Annotated in this window: 12 protein-coding genes and 1 pseudogene; 11 read left to right on the forward strand and 2 right to left on the reverse strand. The window is 39.1% G+C overall.

The window, feature by feature from the left end:
* Positions 1-33 precede the first annotated feature (33 nt).
* Positions 34-1,557, forward strand: a complete 1,524-nt coding sequence (locus tag KTR06_RS16090; RefSeq protein ID WP_217290559.1) for a TlpA disulfide reductase family protein — start codon at positions 34-36, stop codon at positions 1,555-1,557.
* Between the two features lie 46 nt (positions 1,558-1,603).
* Here the strand turns inward: KTR06_RS16090 and KTR06_RS16095 are convergent, their stop codons facing one another.
* Together KTR06_RS16095 and KTR06_RS16100 are read right to left on the reverse strand one after the other, a co-directional pair.
* Positions 1,604-1,885: a DUF3791 domain-containing protein gene (locus KTR06_RS16095; RefSeq protein WP_008775716.1), complete on the reverse strand. Its 282-nt coding sequence runs from the start codon at positions 1,883-1,885 to the stop codon at positions 1,604-1,606.
* Between the two features lie 145 nt (positions 1,886-2,030).
* Positions 2,031-2,536: pseudogene (locus KTR06_RS16100) on the reverse strand (hypothetical protein).
* Positions 2,537-3,155: 619 nt separating this feature from the next.
* Here KTR06_RS16100 and KTR06_RS16105 point away from each other — a divergent pair.
* The 10 genes from KTR06_RS16105 to KTR06_RS16150 all read left to right on the forward strand — a co-directional run bounded on the left by KTR06_RS16105 (position 3,156) and on the right by KTR06_RS16150 (position 16,368).
* Positions 3,156-3,743: a DUF3575 domain-containing protein gene (locus KTR06_RS16105; RefSeq protein WP_217290560.1), complete on the forward strand. Its 588-nt coding sequence runs from the start codon at positions 3,156-3,158 to the stop codon at positions 3,741-3,743.
* A 7-nt stretch (positions 3,744-3,750) separates the two neighbouring features.
* Positions 3,751-5,292 (forward strand): DUF3868 domain-containing protein, encoded by a 1,542-nt coding sequence (locus KTR06_RS16110; protein ID WP_217290561.1) that lies wholly within the window; start codon positions 3,751-3,753, stop codon positions 5,290-5,292.
* A gap of 55 nt (positions 5,293-5,347) precedes the next feature.
* Positions 5,348-6,937, forward strand: coding sequence for an Mfa1 family fimbria major subunit (locus tag KTR06_RS16115; protein ID WP_217290574.1), 1,590 nt, complete (start codon positions 5,348-5,350; stop codon positions 6,935-6,937).
* Between the two features lie 3 nt (positions 6,938-6,940).
* Complete coding sequence (locus tag KTR06_RS16120; protein WP_120143543.1) at positions 6,941-7,912, forward strand: FimB/Mfa2 family fimbrial subunit; 972 nt, start codon at positions 6,941-6,943, stop codon at positions 7,910-7,912.
* A 21-nt stretch (positions 7,913-7,933) separates the two neighbouring features.
* A complete protein-coding gene (locus KTR06_RS16125) occupies positions 7,934-10,411 on the forward strand; it encodes a fimbrial protein (RefSeq protein ID WP_217290562.1) in 2,478 nt (825 codons plus the stop codon).
* Between the two features lie 38 nt (positions 10,412-10,449).
* A complete protein-coding gene (locus tag KTR06_RS16130; protein ID WP_217290563.1) occupies positions 10,450-12,747 on the forward strand; it encodes a DUF4906 domain-containing protein in 2,298 nt (765 codons plus the stop codon).
* 75 nt (positions 12,748-12,822) lie between these two features.
* Entirely contained in the window at positions 12,823-13,569 is a 747-nt protein-coding gene (locus KTR06_RS16135; protein ID WP_225489945.1) for a hypothetical protein, read from the forward strand.
* Between the two features lie 59 nt (positions 13,570-13,628).
* Positions 13,629-14,012, forward strand: coding sequence for a DUF4469 domain-containing protein (locus KTR06_RS16140; RefSeq protein ID WP_004310750.1), 384 nt, complete (start codon positions 13,629-13,631; stop codon positions 14,010-14,012).
* Positions 14,013-14,064: 52 nt separating this feature from the next.
* A complete protein-coding gene (locus KTR06_RS16145; RefSeq protein ID WP_022198993.1) occupies positions 14,065-14,961 on the forward strand; it encodes a helix-turn-helix domain-containing protein in 897 nt (298 codons plus the stop codon).
* A 195-nt stretch (positions 14,962-15,156) separates the two neighbouring features.
* Positions 15,157-16,368 (forward strand): ATP/GTP-binding protein, encoded by a 1,212-nt coding sequence (locus KTR06_RS16150; RefSeq protein WP_008022265.1) that lies wholly within the window; start codon positions 15,157-15,159, stop codon positions 16,366-16,368.

Consider the following 16,368-nt stretch of genomic DNA (forward strand, 5'->3'; position numbering starts at 1 on the left):
TTAGATTTGCAAACTTTCTAATATTCAGGCACGATGAAACACTATTATTCCTTTCTGATAATAACCTCTTTGTTATTAGCCGGATGTGGGCAAAAAGACCGGGCAAAATCTCAATTCGAATCATCTGTACAGACAGAAGAAAGTTATTCGTTAGCGAAAGAATATATTAAAGAAGCTGTTATCACAGGAAAAGTGTTGAACCGGGATTTTTATCCTCAAGAAAAGGAATTAACTCTCATCATTCCATTTTTTTGGAAAATGGAAAATCAATATCGCACCCCCATACAAGAAGATGGCTCATTTTCATTCCGCTTTCCAGTTTATGCAAAATTAAGAGAAGTTTCCATTCGCAATTATGCGGAACATTTGTATATCCACCCGGGAGATAGCATACACGTGGAAATAGACTTCAAAGATCTTTTTCATCCCAAAGTAACAGGTGATGCAGAAAAACTGAATCAAGAAATACTGGCATTTACAGAAAGCGCCTACTATTACATACAAAATTATAGTATAAACCCGAATTTGAATATTAAGGATTTTGAGGCTGAATTAAAGAAAGAATATGACTTTCGTTTGGAGCGGAGAAGCGAGTATCTGACGAAGTATAAGCCAATGGAAGATGTTACGTTATTTACTGAAGAGTTACTGAAACAGGACTATTATTACGCTTTGTTATTCTATGGTAACCAATGCCAGTTTAAAACGAGAAAAGAAATGGATCGGTATCATAAACTTCTGCCTGCAATCAATAAACTTTATAATAAAGGGATTCTTTCGGCACGTTTATATGATATTGCTGATGAGGTAGAACGCTATATAGCTTATGGGATAACATACAAAGATAAAAAAAATCCATCTGTAGAAGAGATTATGTCGGCAGTAGGAGAGAATGAACTGAACCAGTATATATATACTAAAATGGCAGTTGGCTCTTTGAATGCAAATGATACACTTGCTTTAACAACGAGGCATACACAGTTTGATTCGATCGTAAAAATGCCGCATTTGCGTGCACAAGTGATGCAGATATATAATCAGACTAAATCTTACCTGGAAAACCCGCAACCAGTTTCCAACAATTTATTATATGGTGAGTTTCACGAAAACTCAAAGCTAAAAACATCTATGCCTTACATGGAACCCGTCTATAATATACTTGAGAAGCATCACGGAAAAGTGATCTATTTCGATTTTTGGGCTAGGTGGTGTCCACCATGCCTGGCAGAAATGGAACCTTTGAAACAACTGCGGAATAAGTATTCCACCAAAGACCTGGTCATATATTCCATATGTGTAAGTGAACCCAAGGAAGAATGGGAAGAATGTCTGAATGAGTATTCATTGAAAAACCGGGGAATTGAATGTATTTATGCATCTGATTATTTTGGAAAAGAGAACTTACAGAAAATTCGCAAACAATGGAAAATAGATAGAATGCCCTATTATCTGTTGATTAATAGAAAAGGGCAAATTGTAGATTTCGGAACTACAGCACGTCCCAGCAATCCGCAATTTGTATCTCGAATTGAGGAAGCTGTAAAGGACAGCAAGTAACAAAAGATAGGTTGTTCTACACGGTAAGTAGAACCATGATAAACAGTTAACATGACTTATCTCCTTTTTGCTGTGTCGAAACTTGAAAAGGACGATAATCTTTCGGTAACCATTGTGGATCACGATGATAGATATATTCTAATAAAGAATCTACTATGTAGGCTTTGCCTTGGGTATGCAAAGTATCATAAAAAGCATTTATATAGCCGTCTATAGCACCTAATTCTTTTAGTTTATTATATACATCTGCACTATAGCGTCCTAACCGTTCAGCTGTATTCTCTATACAATAGATAATAAACTCTAATTGTTTTTCTTTGAGGGTCATATTATTTTCTCCTTTCTTATCTTAATCCATTAGCGAAAAAGATTAATATTAGCAAAGATAGAAAAGTTCCTTCTTTCTTCCAATTAATTAGTATAGTATATCACGTTTCCTTATGGAATATTAAATCAAAATCAATATACTTTCATTATAGTTTTATAGCTTTTTCTTCTTTCACCAATTTCCTCCATCTTTGAAATGCCCTCATCAGCGTTTCTTCCTGTACCAGTCCTACCATTTCGTAGTGCTCTACGAATTGTTCTATTGACTTTTTAAACATCACTCCTTTATTAAACTTATTATCCAATAGAAAAGAGTATAATTCCGCTTTCATCTCCGTTTCTATTTCCTTTTCTATACGTTTCCGATATAGTTATAGACTTCCGGATTCTTCCCATTACGCGGTTTGGGCAGTACAAAGCAAATATTTCCAATTTCTTTCCATGAAGTATTTTGCGGATGAGGGACAGATAGTTGATGAAGGAAGTGATAAACTGGAGTAATGTGGGAGAGATGGATAGGGATAAGTCGTTTGGAAGAAGAAGGAGAGGAGGAATGAGACTGGTTCTCTGGATCGGGTTCTAAACTTTGTCGATATCGGACATACATATATCCAGCCAAATATGGCTTGATATTAATTGTAACTGTAACCATGGGATTTTTTTTAAGTTTGTAATAAAAAAGTATGTATATACAGCCCCTTGGACTGTGAATTCCGTTTGGTTTATTGAGAATATTCCCATGGTTATCGGGACGGAATTCTTCTTTTTATAATAAATTGATATACAGTGTATTATAGATACTGTTTTTTGGTTTAAAACCAAGGAGCCGTTCCTTTTAAAGGAACGACCTGTTTCTCACCGAGGAACGCCTTGTTCCTTTTAAAGAAACGGATGGTTCCTTAAAATCCGGGAACAAAACTAGCTGTAATATTCTGATCTTTCAAAACGCATAGTTGAAATACCACAAGTAATATGTAAATATAAATAACCACCCTTACACATCGTTTGTTTTGCGCGTGTATAAACGTTTAGTATGTCACAAAAGATAATTGAATAAGTTGGATAATAATTTAACAATGTTTATCCGATAAGTCCTTTTTATAGTTATCTAACCCTCATTTTAGTGATTTATAGAACTATTTTGGACGAAACTTCGGAATCCATGTGCAATTTCAGAACGTTTTACTTTAATATATATTTATTTTGTAATTTCGCATCCGATAATCATTTATTAACGCAAGCAAAAGCAAAATATTCAATATACGCATCTGATGAAAATACAATATATAGCAATTCTACTTTTGATATGTTGGGGAAGCATTTTAAAATGTTCGGCCCAAAAGGTAGCAGTAAAAACAAACCTGTTCTACGGTGCATATTCAGGTACTCCTAACTTGGGAGTAGAGTGGGGACTTTCTCCACGCACTACAATAGAACTTGGCGCCGGACTTAACTGGTTTACACCCAATAAAGCCTCTTCAAATAAAAAACTGGTGCACTGGCTCGGTACAATGGAATATCGTTATTGGACATGTGAAAGATTTAGCGGACATTATTGGGAAATACACATAATAGGAACACAATATAACATAGCCGGTCATCATTTGCCACTTTTATTCGGAGATAATTCCAGCCATTACCGATATGAAGGATGGGGAGCAGGAGGAGGCATCTCGTATGGTTATCACTTCCTTCTTAGTAATCGTTGGAGCCTTGAAGCAAATATAGGTGCAGGATATATACGGCTACATTATGACAAGTTCCGGTGTGAGACTTGTGGTGAAAAGGTCGGAACAGAAAACCGCAATTATTTTGGACCTACTAAAGCTGCAATCTCACTTATATTTCTTATAAAATAATACAACCATGACAAAATTAAAATCACTCCTATACCTGTTAATCATATTCCTGACCATTTCTTCTTTATCATACGGAGAAGAAAATCCCAAGAAATGGTATACAGGAATTATACAGCCAATAGCTCTTGAACTACAGCAAGCGGGAGATTCATTGCATATTCAAATACTTTACAACTTTGATAATATACAAGTCAGCTCCAATCATTCTATAGAACTGATACCGGTATTGATTGCTGCAAACCATCAGATGGAATTACCGGAAATATCCATTAAAGGTCGTAAAAACTATCAGAATCTGAAACGTAAACTTGCTTTGATGAATACGCAGGAACGTGCTTTTTACCAGTCAGAAGCTCCATACTCCATATTAAAAGGGTATGGAATGACTGGAAAAGAACAGATTCGGTACTCGTTGATAATTCCATTCGAGCCATGGATGAAGGATGCATATCTGAATGTAAGGAAAGAAGTGATGGGCTGTTGCAGGCCAGGCAGGTTACTATCAGCTATCCCTCTTTTTAGTGCTGTTACTTTGGAGAAACTTCCCGTCCCTTATCAAATCACTCCACATATTAGTTACGTACAGCCAAAAGTTGAACCAGTCAAAAGTCGTGAGATGTCATGTGAAGCATTTCTGGATTTTGTCGTATCAAAAACCGATATTAAACCGGACTATATGAATAATCCGACTGAACTAAAAAAGATATCCTCCATGCTTGCCGAAGTGAAAAATGATACAGCTATAACCATTCGTGGAATATCAGTCATTGGTTATGCTTCACCGGAGGGATCTACCCTTTTTAACAAACAGCTTTCCGAAGGACGTGCAAAGGCACTTGTTAATTACCTTCTCCCTCGTTTCCCTTTCTCCGAAGAATTATACAAGGTGGAATATGGTGGCGAAAACTGGGAAGGATTACGTAAAATGGTTGCAGGGTCTGACATGGCAGAAAAGGATGGAATTCTTCATATTATAGATCACATACCAGTTGAAATAAACTACCGAACGAATACCAGTCGCAAGAAATCGTTGATGTTATATAAACAGGGCAATCCTTATCGGTTTATGTTGCGTGAGTACTACCCACATCTGCGTAAAGCGATTTGTAAAATAGAGTACGATGTTCAGAATTTTAATATAGAACAAGCAAAAGTGCTGATTCATAGTCGGCCACAAAATTTGAGCCTGAATGAAATTTATTTGGTCGCTCTAACTTACAAAAATGGTTCACCGGAGTTTATCGAATTATTTGAAACAGCCGTTAGCGTCTTTCCTGATGATAAGATTGCCAATCTGAATGCCGCTTCGGCTGCACTTTCACGTAAAGACACTCTTTTGGCAGAAAAATACTTAAAGAGAGCAGAGACTTCCACACCGGAATACGAAAATGCCGTGGGAGTATTACATCTGTTGAAAGGTGACTATGAACAAGCAAAGCTACATTTAAATAAAGCTGCTGAATCCGGATTGAAACAAGCAAATCTCAATCTGGAGGAATTAACCAAAAAAGAAGAGAATATCGAATTGATGAGTAAACTGGATTATTGATTTTTTATATATTATAATTATCTTTTTATTTACAACATTTAAACATTTAACAATGATGAAAACAAGAAGTTTTCTATTATCTACATTGGCAGTTTTTATATTTGCCGGCTGTAGTAGTGAAGATGCCCGGGAAGGGAATATTCCGGGTGGTGAACTGGATGGCAAAGCGTATCTTTCGCTTTCGCTGCAAAGTCACACAGCTACTTCAAGAGCAGTAGATACCAAACCGGGAAGTTCTGGGGAAAGTAAAGCAGGGACCGTCAAAGTTTTATTATTTGACGAGGATGATGTGTGCCTTGATGTGGTTGGTTTTGATGGTTTGACCGTGGGGAATAGCGGAGGAGCAGATGCAGGCGGGGCAGGGACCCCGGAAGCTGCGGTTAGTGAGGCAAAATTAGTACCAGAGAAAACAAAAAAAGTATTTGTGGTTATCAACCCTTACGCCGACGGGAACAAGGGATGGAATTTAACTGCAGATGCTGTAAAAGGCAAACCTTGGTCTGTAATTAACACTGCTATTGAGGCAGTTATTGCCAACATCGCTACCGATGAGAATTTCATGATGGCGAGCGCAGGTAAAGGCACTGGCATAGAAGGGGTATTAACGAAAGTAACGGTACATAAGCCGACTGCATATACCAGTGAGGCCATCGACCAAGCAAAAACAGACGCACAGAACAGCCCTACAGAAATCTCTGTAGACCGATTGAGTGCAAAAGTAGAGCTTGCAGTTAAGGACATTTTTACTACCAAACCTGATGGTGCTACATTTACTTTCGGCGGTTGGGAATTAAGCGTTACCAATAAGAGTGTGAAACTGTATAGTGAACTTATCACTTACGATAATGCCACGACTGGAGCGGTTTATCGTCGGGATAAGAACTATTTAAAGAGCGAACAACCTGATATTAGTGATAATAGTACTATGGAAACTAATATGGATGCAGCTTTCAATTATCTAAAAAATATAGACAGTGATACTGACCCTATACCTGAAATTAAACGAGATAAAGGAACGAGCTGCTACTGTCTTGAAAACACCATGGACGCTAATGCACAGCAATTAGGATTCACTACCAAGGTGGTAGTAAAGGCTACGTACACTCCTAATGGTTTGACCCCAAATAGTAGTTATTTCTCTTGGAAAGGAAACTATTATACATTAGACCAGCTTAAAGAAGAATACACAAAAACTGGTAGTGGCGGACTAAAAACAGACTTGCCTATATTCTTAAAGAAAGCAAAGCTCGTGGCTGGAGATGCCGATCAAAGCACTATAGACAATTTTATTACAAACCTTCAAGCGAGCGGACTTACTGCGAAAACCGGTATCATCGGACGTTTTTGTGCCGTCCGTTATTATCATGAATCTGTTTGCTATTACGATGTTCTGATCCGTCACGATCAGAGTGTAACCGAAAAGATGGCTTTAGGCCGATACGGAGTAGTGCGCAACAACTGGTACCACCTTGAACTTCGGAGCGTGAGCGGCCCCGGAACACCGTGGATTCCCGATCCGTCTGATCCTGATCCCGACAATCCTACACCTCCGGGAACTGATGATGACGAATCAGATGCTTACCTTTCTGTAAAAATTACTATCAATCCATGGACTTACTGGACACAAGGTGTTGATTTGCATTGATAAATGGGAATTAAAAGACACATAAAGAAATACAAAATAATCCTTGCCGCTTTTATAGTGGCAGGGATTAACGGTTGCGATGTCTTTCATGACGACCTCGATCAATGTGACCTCTTTCTAAAATTCCGATATGACTATAACATGGCAAATAAAGACTGGTTCGCCGAACAGGTGGAAGAAGTAAAGGTTTTCGTGTTCGATACGCAAGGAAAATATATACAGACACTTACTGATAATGGTCATTCGCTAAAAAGCCCGGACTATCGTATGCTGATACCCTATCGCTTGAAAGGCTGTACAGCTGTTGTATGGGCTGGAAAAACGGATAAATTCTATCTACTTCCGGCAATGACCGCAGGTGATCCGATAAATAAATTAACGCTGAAATATGAGCCGGAAAACAACATAAGCAACAACCATCTTGATGCATTATGGCATAGCGGTCCTCTATTAATGTTTTCTTCGGAAAATATCAGCAATACGGAAAACGTCAGCTTGGTGCGCAATACTAATGATATAACGATAGGCATTACGCGAGGAAATAATCCGGTGGATGCTTCAAAATATGATATACAACTAATAACTGCAAACAATTTTTATGACTATAAAAATAATGTAGGTGAGAGTAGCAAAAATATAATTTACCATCCTTGTTCAGTTGAAGAGGAAGACAGTAAGACCGCCCTACAAACTCGCCTTCATACTCTTAGATTTATTAAGGATGCTGATATGACTTTTTCTATCACCGAAAAAGCGTCAGGAAAAACAATAGACATCGGAGGAAAAACAACCATAAACCTTATTGACTACCTGTTGATGAGTAAACCGGAAATGATGGGCGAACAAGAATACCTCGACCGCAGATACGAATGGGATATCAACATTCGCATCGGAGATAAGGAAGAGAATGGCTACATTGCATTGAGTATAACCATCAATAATTGGACCTACTGGTTCCAACCAACAGATATGTAAGTTGTTTTTTTAAACGGAATTATGGCACGATTAAGGATGAATATAACTATCAACATAAAACTTTCGGCAAATGTCCTGCTTTTGACAATGTTTACCCTGTTTGCTTACTCTTGTACAAAAGAGAACGAAGTAACAGGCGCACGTATTTACGAAGGAGAAAAGATACCGATGAGTATTAAAATGGGGACGCGCAATACTACCACCGACGAAGATGAAGTCATAAAATCTGTACGTGCAATTGTGTTTAATGACAAGAACGAACTGGTATACAACGACGTTTCTGATGCTTCCATAATCGATGGCATATACACCGCTTCTATAAGGGCAGCACGGGGATATAACAACATTTACATCATCTGCAATGAAACACCGGAGCTTACCGAAAAGCTCGCTGCCATTACATTGGAAAATGAAATAGAAAAAGTGACATTCTCTGCCATAGGTATCGTTGCTCCTCCGCCCATGTATGGAAATGTGGCACGTGCCTATGTGGAATCCCGCAGCGACGGAAAAAACGCCACAGTAACAATTAATGATATTAAAATGACGGAACTGCCGGTTAAGGTAAACCGTATGGTATCCCGCATCAGCTTTACGGCAATTAAAAATATCGCTAATGAGGATGAGGATTTTAAAGTAACCAAACTGAATGTTAAAGTATGTCGTATGCCGGTCGCCACTCCTATAGGAGAAGGGCAGGCATATACGGAAGATATTTGGTCGGATGACCTTACTATCCCAGGGACAGGCGAACTCGATAATAATGGTACATATACAATAAATGGAGATAACTACACCATACAAGACGGGGTGGATTTTATAACAACTCCCGCTACTTATATTCCCGAACATATATTGTCCGACCCTCAAAATGCATCACACGCAACTTATCTTAAAATCGACGCGCAATGCGTGCTTAAAAACGGAAGTACGCAGGTATTGAACTGTATCTATCTGCTGAATATCGGTCAGAATCCCCCTAAGAACCATAATCTGACACGAAACAACCATTATCAGATATACGCCACCATTACCGGTATGGGTGCAATGGGGCTATATGCGGAAATAGTGGCAATGGAGGAACATGATATTACCATCAACTGGAAACCTATCGATGGGCTGGTCATTGTAAGTGATAAGGCGGCAGACTATGACGCGGTTGCCGATACATCCAGAAATGTGAATATCTGGAATGATTTTAGTGTTTATTCGGGTATACTGAAAGCATACCATTCGGAGACAGGATATAAGGATGTCTTGTTCAAATACGGCAGCCTGATAGCCGTGCACAGTGCCCCGGTTACTGAAGATGGCTCAAATTTCAATCCACCTGCCGCTGCCGAAACATTGAACGATGTACTCTGGTATCCCAGTTCATACGATCCCTTAACTATTACAGGATGGAGTAATGTCCCTTACCTGGCTGGCGGTGAAATCTCCGCAGGCAACACCCCTGAACAAGTCAAACAGGGCTTGGGAGATCCATGCAAACTCGCCGGTCTTTCCGAAACCCAAATCAGGGATATGGGAATCGTAGACAACGGGCAGTGGCATATGGCTACACCTGAAGAATATAATCATATTATAGCGGCATCAAATAATGAAGTAAGTTCGTACGGATACCTTTCGTACCATTGGCTGTTATTCCCTCACAACCGATACAGGGATGAATCCGGTGCGTCACGTGGAGACGGTACTACCGGATGTTACTGGAGCAACAACGCCTCTATCTTTGATTTTTCAGGTACTCCGACGGTGACTGCAAACCTTCGAGCCGATAAGGACAGACGAAACGGATATATGGTTCGTTGCGTCCGCAACGAAATACCGGAAAGCTATATGCGGGTAGGCATTATCATCAGCCCTGATTATCAGGGAACGGAAAGTGGTAAAACAGCTTATTTTGGTATTGATTCGAATATTCCTTACTGGACGGCTACACTTGTCACTTCAGGAACGGATGTGGGAACGGTAACTACCGATGATTTCTCGTTTGAATCCGGAAATGATGCCGTACATACGACACACGGCAGCAATACCCAAAATATCCCTATATATGTCAAACGCAAAGAAAGTACTTCATCCCGTTCGTTTAGGGTAAGGGTGGAAGGTATCGGATTGGACGGACAGACAAAGAGTACACTACTCACAATTTCACAAGCCGGGTATCAGTTACGTGCCAGTTCCGAATTAAGCACTTTGGGCGTTTTACCTCAAGAGGGAGGCACTTATAATCTAAATATCAAGCTTACTCCTACAGATGTCCCCATACCTGCGGGAAATTTGTATGTACAAGTTGTTTACAGTGGCGAACAAATAAGTGTCAGTGATAAAGTAGAGACTGCATCGAATACATATAGCTATCCTGTCTCAATAACAATCCCGGCAAACAAAAATCCGAGTCTTATCGGCATTACGATTTATATCGTTTTAGAGAGAGAGACCGGAGTAGGTATTGCCATTAGCAGTCTGTCTATTGATCAGAAAGGTACCAAATAAGAAAAAGGATGAAAAATATGATGATAAGCAGATATAATATGAGAATAAAAAACAATGATAAGACGTATTTTCGGGCAGTTTGCATTGTTTTGTTTTCACTGGCATTTACAGGGTGTACAAAAGACGGCCTGAATGAGTTCGGTCCGGGAAATGCTACAGGAAAAGTGGTTATGGTTAGTTTGAATGTCAGTCTTCCGCCTATCGAAGAACCAACATCGACAAGTGAATATACTACTGTTAAGCCATTCTTGAGAAATGAAAGCAGCTCTGATTCATCCTTCACAGTCGTATTGGAGCGAGAACAACGTGCGGCAACTACCAGAGTTTCCGATGGCACGACAAAATTACACAATCTCTGGCTTTTCCAGTTTAATGAGGATGGTTCCATGAATGGTAATCCCCATAAGTTGAGTGATACGGCGACTGCTATAAATGATATGTTGACAATAGATGTCCCCCTTGTAGTAGCAGAGAATCAAACCTTATACCTATTAGTCTTAGGCCCCAAACTTGACTATGACATGAGTGAAGTGAGAACTCTTGATGAACTCAAAAAATGGAGCTTTGATTATCTAATAAATGTAGAAGGGCATACCCAATCACTTATCACCGCAGATGATGAAGTGCCGCTTGCCGGAGAAGTGTCGGGTATCACTGTTATGGACATCGACGGAGGTGACCATGGTTTGGTAGAATATAACAAACCGGCCGGCTTTGTGGGAGGTATTGCAATAAAGAAGTTGATGGCACGCATTACGTTCCGTTATAAACTCGAAGTGGAAAATTACAAATTGCAGGGTCTTAAATTACTGAATGTCAACAGCAAAGTGCGGCTCACCAATCCCGAGAAGAATACCGGTACGGATACTTATGTCACGTTTGAGATAGATAAATTTGATACCCCCGATCCCAATGGTTTCTATTCGGCAACGTGGTATGTTGCGCAGAATTGTCAGGGGACGGTAGAAAGCATAGCAAGTGAAAACCAACGCTATTACAAAGTGGTCAATGGGGTATCATCGGGTAGTGCCCCCATATTGGGTATGCAGATAGAGGCATGGGCATATTCTACCTTGACATCGGCAACTGGCGAGTATGCAATTTACCAAATGTATATCGGAAATAATAATACAAATAACTTCGATGTGGAACCCAATCATTTTTATAATTTGCGTACCACCATTAATGCGGACATAAACTCGGCGAAAAACGACGAGCGAATCAGGGCATACTCTGTCAGCCAGTATGTGGAGTTTCACGCCAGTTATAACGCGGAAGTCATTGGAGGTAAATTCGATGCTACATACAACGCTTCTAGTGAGAAATACGATCTGGATGCAGCTTATGAGGTCCGACCGATAGTTGTCCAGACTCAAGGACGGATGGTGGAAGTGGGTGTATATACAGATAAAAGCTGTACCCAACATCCCACACAGAGTTGGCTTCGCCTGTCTTCTTCTTCCAATTACACAGATGCGTATAATAATGCTAAAGAACCTTTGGATACATATATCAAGGCTAGCACCATACTCCCTACTCAATTGAAGTTTTATCTATATAATGATGAATATATTAATGACGGAGAGGGGAACTTTCCTGATCCCGGTGCAGATGCTACGAAAGGAAAACGATCCTTATATATTAAAGTAACTACCACGACAAATGGAGATGCGGGAGAGGCATTGCAAACTTCACATATATTTCGTTTAGACCAGCGGGCGGCAATTTACCTTGGACGTTTAGGAGGAGAGAGAAACGGGGATGGAAGTTACAATATGGGGTTAGTATACACTAGAATGTCTTCACGAACTACATCCCGGTTATTGGCAGATGTGAATCCGGGAACTATAAGAACTGGCTATGCGAGAATCAAAACGGCAGAATTACTCTATGGAACAGACAATATGGATAATGGTAAAACGGCGACCCGGCATTTGGCGGAAAATACTTACAATCAAAATTGGGTTGACGCTTATGTCCCGATTCCACAGAAAGATGCGTCCGGACATGTGTTATTGTATCAATATCAATACCCTGCCAGTACTTTTAGCGCAAGAGCGTGTTATGACAGAAACAGAGATGAGAACGGGAATGGGATAATTGATGAGGAAGAGTTCAAATGGTATCTTCCCGCGTCAAACCAGTTGTTAGGGCTTTGCGCGGCTGCTCTACCGGGGCTTGGGGGTGGAACCTCGACAACAGAGTTTATAACACCATCCTATAATTATTGTTATTTCTTAACTGCTTCCGGTGGTAAGCTTACGACTCCAGAAAGAACCTCCGGTTCAGATAGATGTGTCAGGGATGTGCCTCCCCCTTCTGATACTCCATATTGACCATAAGAATTTAACAATATAAATTGAAAAAGAAGTATGAATATATTTAGATTAACAGTCATAAAATTTTGTATTGTGTTTTTTATTCCACTAAAAGTATATTCTCAATCGACAGAAATATATACAGATTTAAGAGGGAATAAATATGCGGCAATCAATGATAAAGGAATGGTGAAATACAAGGTGGAGGACCGGAGCAAAAATACCAACTTCCGCAGCTATATTCAGTTATATAAATACGATTCGAATGATAATCCCCAAGAGGAAAAAGATGAAAACGGTAATGATGTCTTTGTATACCGAACGACACGGCATACAGAGAGGCAAAAAGAAGGAGGATGTGACTGGAAGGTGTCCGGTTACTTTCTCGTTTCACCTGATATTGTAAATAGCGAAGGAATAGCAAAAGCACAAACGATGGATTGGGCTACGGCAAACGGATATCTTACTAGTGCCAACAGCAACGTTTATTCGACTCCCAGTTTTGCAGTTACCAGGGGATGTGCCGCATATCGCGGGAAAGATGGTCTGGATGAAACTGGAACTTGGCGGGTACCTACGCGTGGGGAATGTGCATTGATTTTGCTTTTTTATAAAAAAATGGAGGAGACTCAAGAAACAACCGGTTTTCAACCATTCGCTCTTTCCCCCAAAGATCTTACTTATTACTGGTCTGCAACGGAGAAAGGAGGAGATTCTAAAGATGCATGGTCAATGCGATTATATGCTGATGATAAAATGACAGGATACGGGCTAAATACAGGTTACTCCGATAAAGAAAAGAAGGAGTATTATCTCCGTTGCATCCGGGATATTCCATAGAATAGAAATATAAGTTTGCTCATTCATTTACAAAAGATACAAAATAACTGATCAATCAAATGAAAACGATAAAAGCCGAAATATTAATGATTGAAGGAGCGCCGTTTCCTGTCATCAAAGAAATATATGATCCTTCAAATGAAAGGCGTAATGGGAACATTACACCGGAAGCTCCCATTGTTATCACCGGTCACAATCTGGATATGCTGACATGGGAAAGTACCAATCTATACCTTGTCTCTTCCGTAAATGACAGAATGTTAATAGAATGTGGCGATATCCATAAATATTCGGACGATAAGATTTATATGACAGTTCCTGATATTAATGAAGGTGAATATTTCCTGGCACTGATGATTTTGATGAAAGATAAAGAAAGTTTTTTATACATCTTTCCCATATCTTTGGTGGTACAGTTTGCTCAATCGAAATGGCACGACTGACATCCGTATGATAAAAATAACGGCAAACAACATAATTGATAAATAGCAGTCCATGGAAAAGAACCAGCCATATAAGCAGGATAAAGTATTCGATAATATATTGGAAACAGAAGAGTTTAACGTCTATACTAAAATTGACGATTTACCTCTTGATGAAAATCCTATGTATCTTGAAGAAGGGATAAATGGGATATGCACGGGAGGAAGTGCGTTATTCAATGTTTTTGGTAATAAACGACGGATTGTTTCCAATGATCTGGTAGTCATTTTCCCTTTTCAGCTGGCTTCTGTCACGGAGATTAGCAGTGACTTTTCAATGACGTTTCTAAAAGTACCCAAAAGCCTGTTTATGGATACAATAAGCGGGATATGTATACCTACGCTTGATTTCTTTTTCTATATGCGGAAAAATTTCAGCACTCCGCTATACGATGAAGAGTGCCAACGTTTCATTCACTTTTGCAATATTTTGATTTTTCGTATCAACTTACCCCGCAACTTATTCAGACGGGAGTCTATCATGCAGTTATTACGTGTTTTCTACTGGGATATATATGTGGCTTATAAAAGAAATCCGAAAGCTGCCGAATTAGTAAAATACACCCGTAAGGAAAAACTTTTATTCGACTTTTTTTGTTTGGTGATCGAATTTCATACCGTAAGTCGGGATGTTGCGTTTTATGCGAAAAAGATGTGTGTGTCCGCCAAGCATCTTACAATGGTAATTACAGATATGAGCGGTCGTTCGGCAAAAGACTGGATTATAGATTACTCCCTTCTTGAAATAAAGGCTCTTTTACGGGATTCTGACCTTGAAATAAAAGAAGTGGCCTCACGCACGAACTTCCAGTCGAACTCTGTTATGACAAGATTCTTTCGTGAACATACCGGTATGACTCCGTCTGAATACAGGGAGAGAATTTATGTTAAAAATGAAATTGATTTATAATTAGTTGAGTTATATATGAAATACCGCCTGTGAAGGTCGTCTATTGTTTGTTTTGTTTGTGTGGTGCACCTTCTTCCAAGAGTAGGAAAGGAGGTGCACCTTTTTTTATAGCTAAAAAAGAATAGATTAAAATGTGGAATAAATAGCTTAAAATGCTATATTTGCAAAATAGTCGCATTTTTAATATATTGGAGTATGATTTTAGAGTTTAAATTTAGAAATTTCAGATCAGCTAAGGATTGGCAGATATTAAGTTTTGAAGCCTCTGCAGATAAGATTTCAGAAGAATATTACTGTACCACTATCAACGATACGAAAGTATTAAAACTCGGTATCCTCTATGGAGCTAATGCTTCAGGAAAGACTAACGTATTGCTAGCACTTGATTTCATACGAAAAATAGCCATTTCGCCTAAGATAAACAAGATGCAGCCTATCGGGTTTACTCCGTTTCTCTTGGATGATACGACAAAGAAAGAATGTGGAGTATTTGAATTGACTTTTTTTGTAAACAATATGAAGCATCTCTATTATCTTGAAGTAGATAATAGTGCTGTCCTAAAAGAAACACTTAAATATTATCCTGGTAAGCAACCAGCCGAAATTTTCTCCCGAGAGACCATTAATGGAATCACTCATATCCGATTAGGAAGCAAAGTCAAACTCAATGTGGCCGAGCAGGAAAAGTTGCAGGTAAATACGCTTAGTAATATGAGTGTTGTTTCAGCTTATGCTACAGCTAACTTTATGTTTCCTGAATTAGAACGTGTCTATAACTATTTCTTGAAGCAGTGGTTGCCTATACTCTTGCCCCAAACGGATTTGAAAACATGGACAACAGGAGAAATGGAAGCAGAGAAGGAGAATAAATCCTTTTTATTAGATTTACTGCACCGTGCAGATTTTAATATATCCGGTTTTGATGTTCAACAAAATGAGAAAAATAAAAAAGATACGGATTTGATATTTGAACATACGATTGTAGCCAATGGAACATCTTCTGTTCATTACCTGCCTGATATACTTGAATCAGCAGGAACAATGCGCTATTATGGTTTGGGAACTATTCTGAATATATTGCTTGAAAGAAATGCTATCATACCTGTTGATGAACTTGAGAATTCGCTGCATCCGGATTTATTTGCCCATTTCATCAACTTATTTTTGGTTAATTCGACTTATTCGCAGCTGATTTTCAGTACGCATAATCTTCAATCATTAGACACCGAGGATTTACGTAAAGATGTAGTCTGGTTTACAGAAAAAAAGGATGATGGTTCAACAGACCTGTTTTCACTTGATGACTTCAATATCCGCAATGGCGTTTCGTTTCTCAATGCATATAATGCAGGGAAATTTGGCGCCAAACCAACGCTGGGCGGTATTTTTATTTCTAAAAAACGATAA

The sequence above is a fragment of the Bacteroides sp. MSK.20.12 genome, from assembly GCF_019052435.1.
Taxonomy (GTDB): Bacteria; Bacteroidota; Bacteroidia; order Bacteroidales; family Bacteroidaceae; genus Bacteroides; species Bacteroides xylanisolvens.

Bases quoted from the DNA above. Each gene is read 5' to 3' on its own strand.
- KTR06_RS16140 (WP_004310750.1), top strand. From the start codon at position 13,629: ATGAAAACGATAAAAGCCGAAATATTAATGATTGAAGGAGCGCCGTTT.
- KTR06_RS16090 (WP_217290559.1), top strand. From the start codon at position 34: ATGAAACACTATTATTCCTTTCTGATAATAACCTCTTTGTTATTAGCC.
- KTR06_RS16120 (WP_120143543.1), top strand. From the start codon at position 6,941: ATGGGAATTAAAAGACACATAAAGAAATACAAAATAATCCTTGCCGCT.
- KTR06_RS16150 (WP_008022265.1), top strand. From the start codon at position 15,157: ATGATTTTAGAGTTTAAATTTAGAAATTTCAGATCAGCTAAGGATTGG.
- KTR06_RS16110 (WP_217290561.1), top strand. From the start codon at position 3,751: ATGACAAAATTAAAATCACTCCTATACCTGTTAATCATATTCCTGACC.
- KTR06_RS16145 (WP_022198993.1), top strand. From the start codon at position 14,065: ATGGAAAAGAACCAGCCATATAAGCAGGATAAAGTATTCGATAATATA.
- KTR06_RS16115 (WP_217290574.1), top strand. From the start codon at position 5,348: ATGAAAACAAGAAGTTTTCTATTATCTACATTGGCAGTTTTTATATTT.
- KTR06_RS16130 (WP_217290563.1), top strand. From the start codon at position 10,450: ATGAGAATAAAAAACAATGATAAGACGTATTTTCGGGCAGTTTGCATT.
- KTR06_RS16105 (WP_217290560.1), top strand. From the start codon at position 3,156: ATGAAAATACAATATATAGCAATTCTACTTTTGATATGTTGGGGAAGC.
- KTR06_RS16095 (WP_008775716.1), bottom strand. From the start codon at position 1,885: ATGACCCTCAAAGAAAAACAATTAGAGTTTATTATCTATTGTATAGAG.
- KTR06_RS16125 (WP_217290562.1), top strand. From the start codon at position 7,934: ATGGCACGATTAAGGATGAATATAACTATCAACATAAAACTTTCGGCA.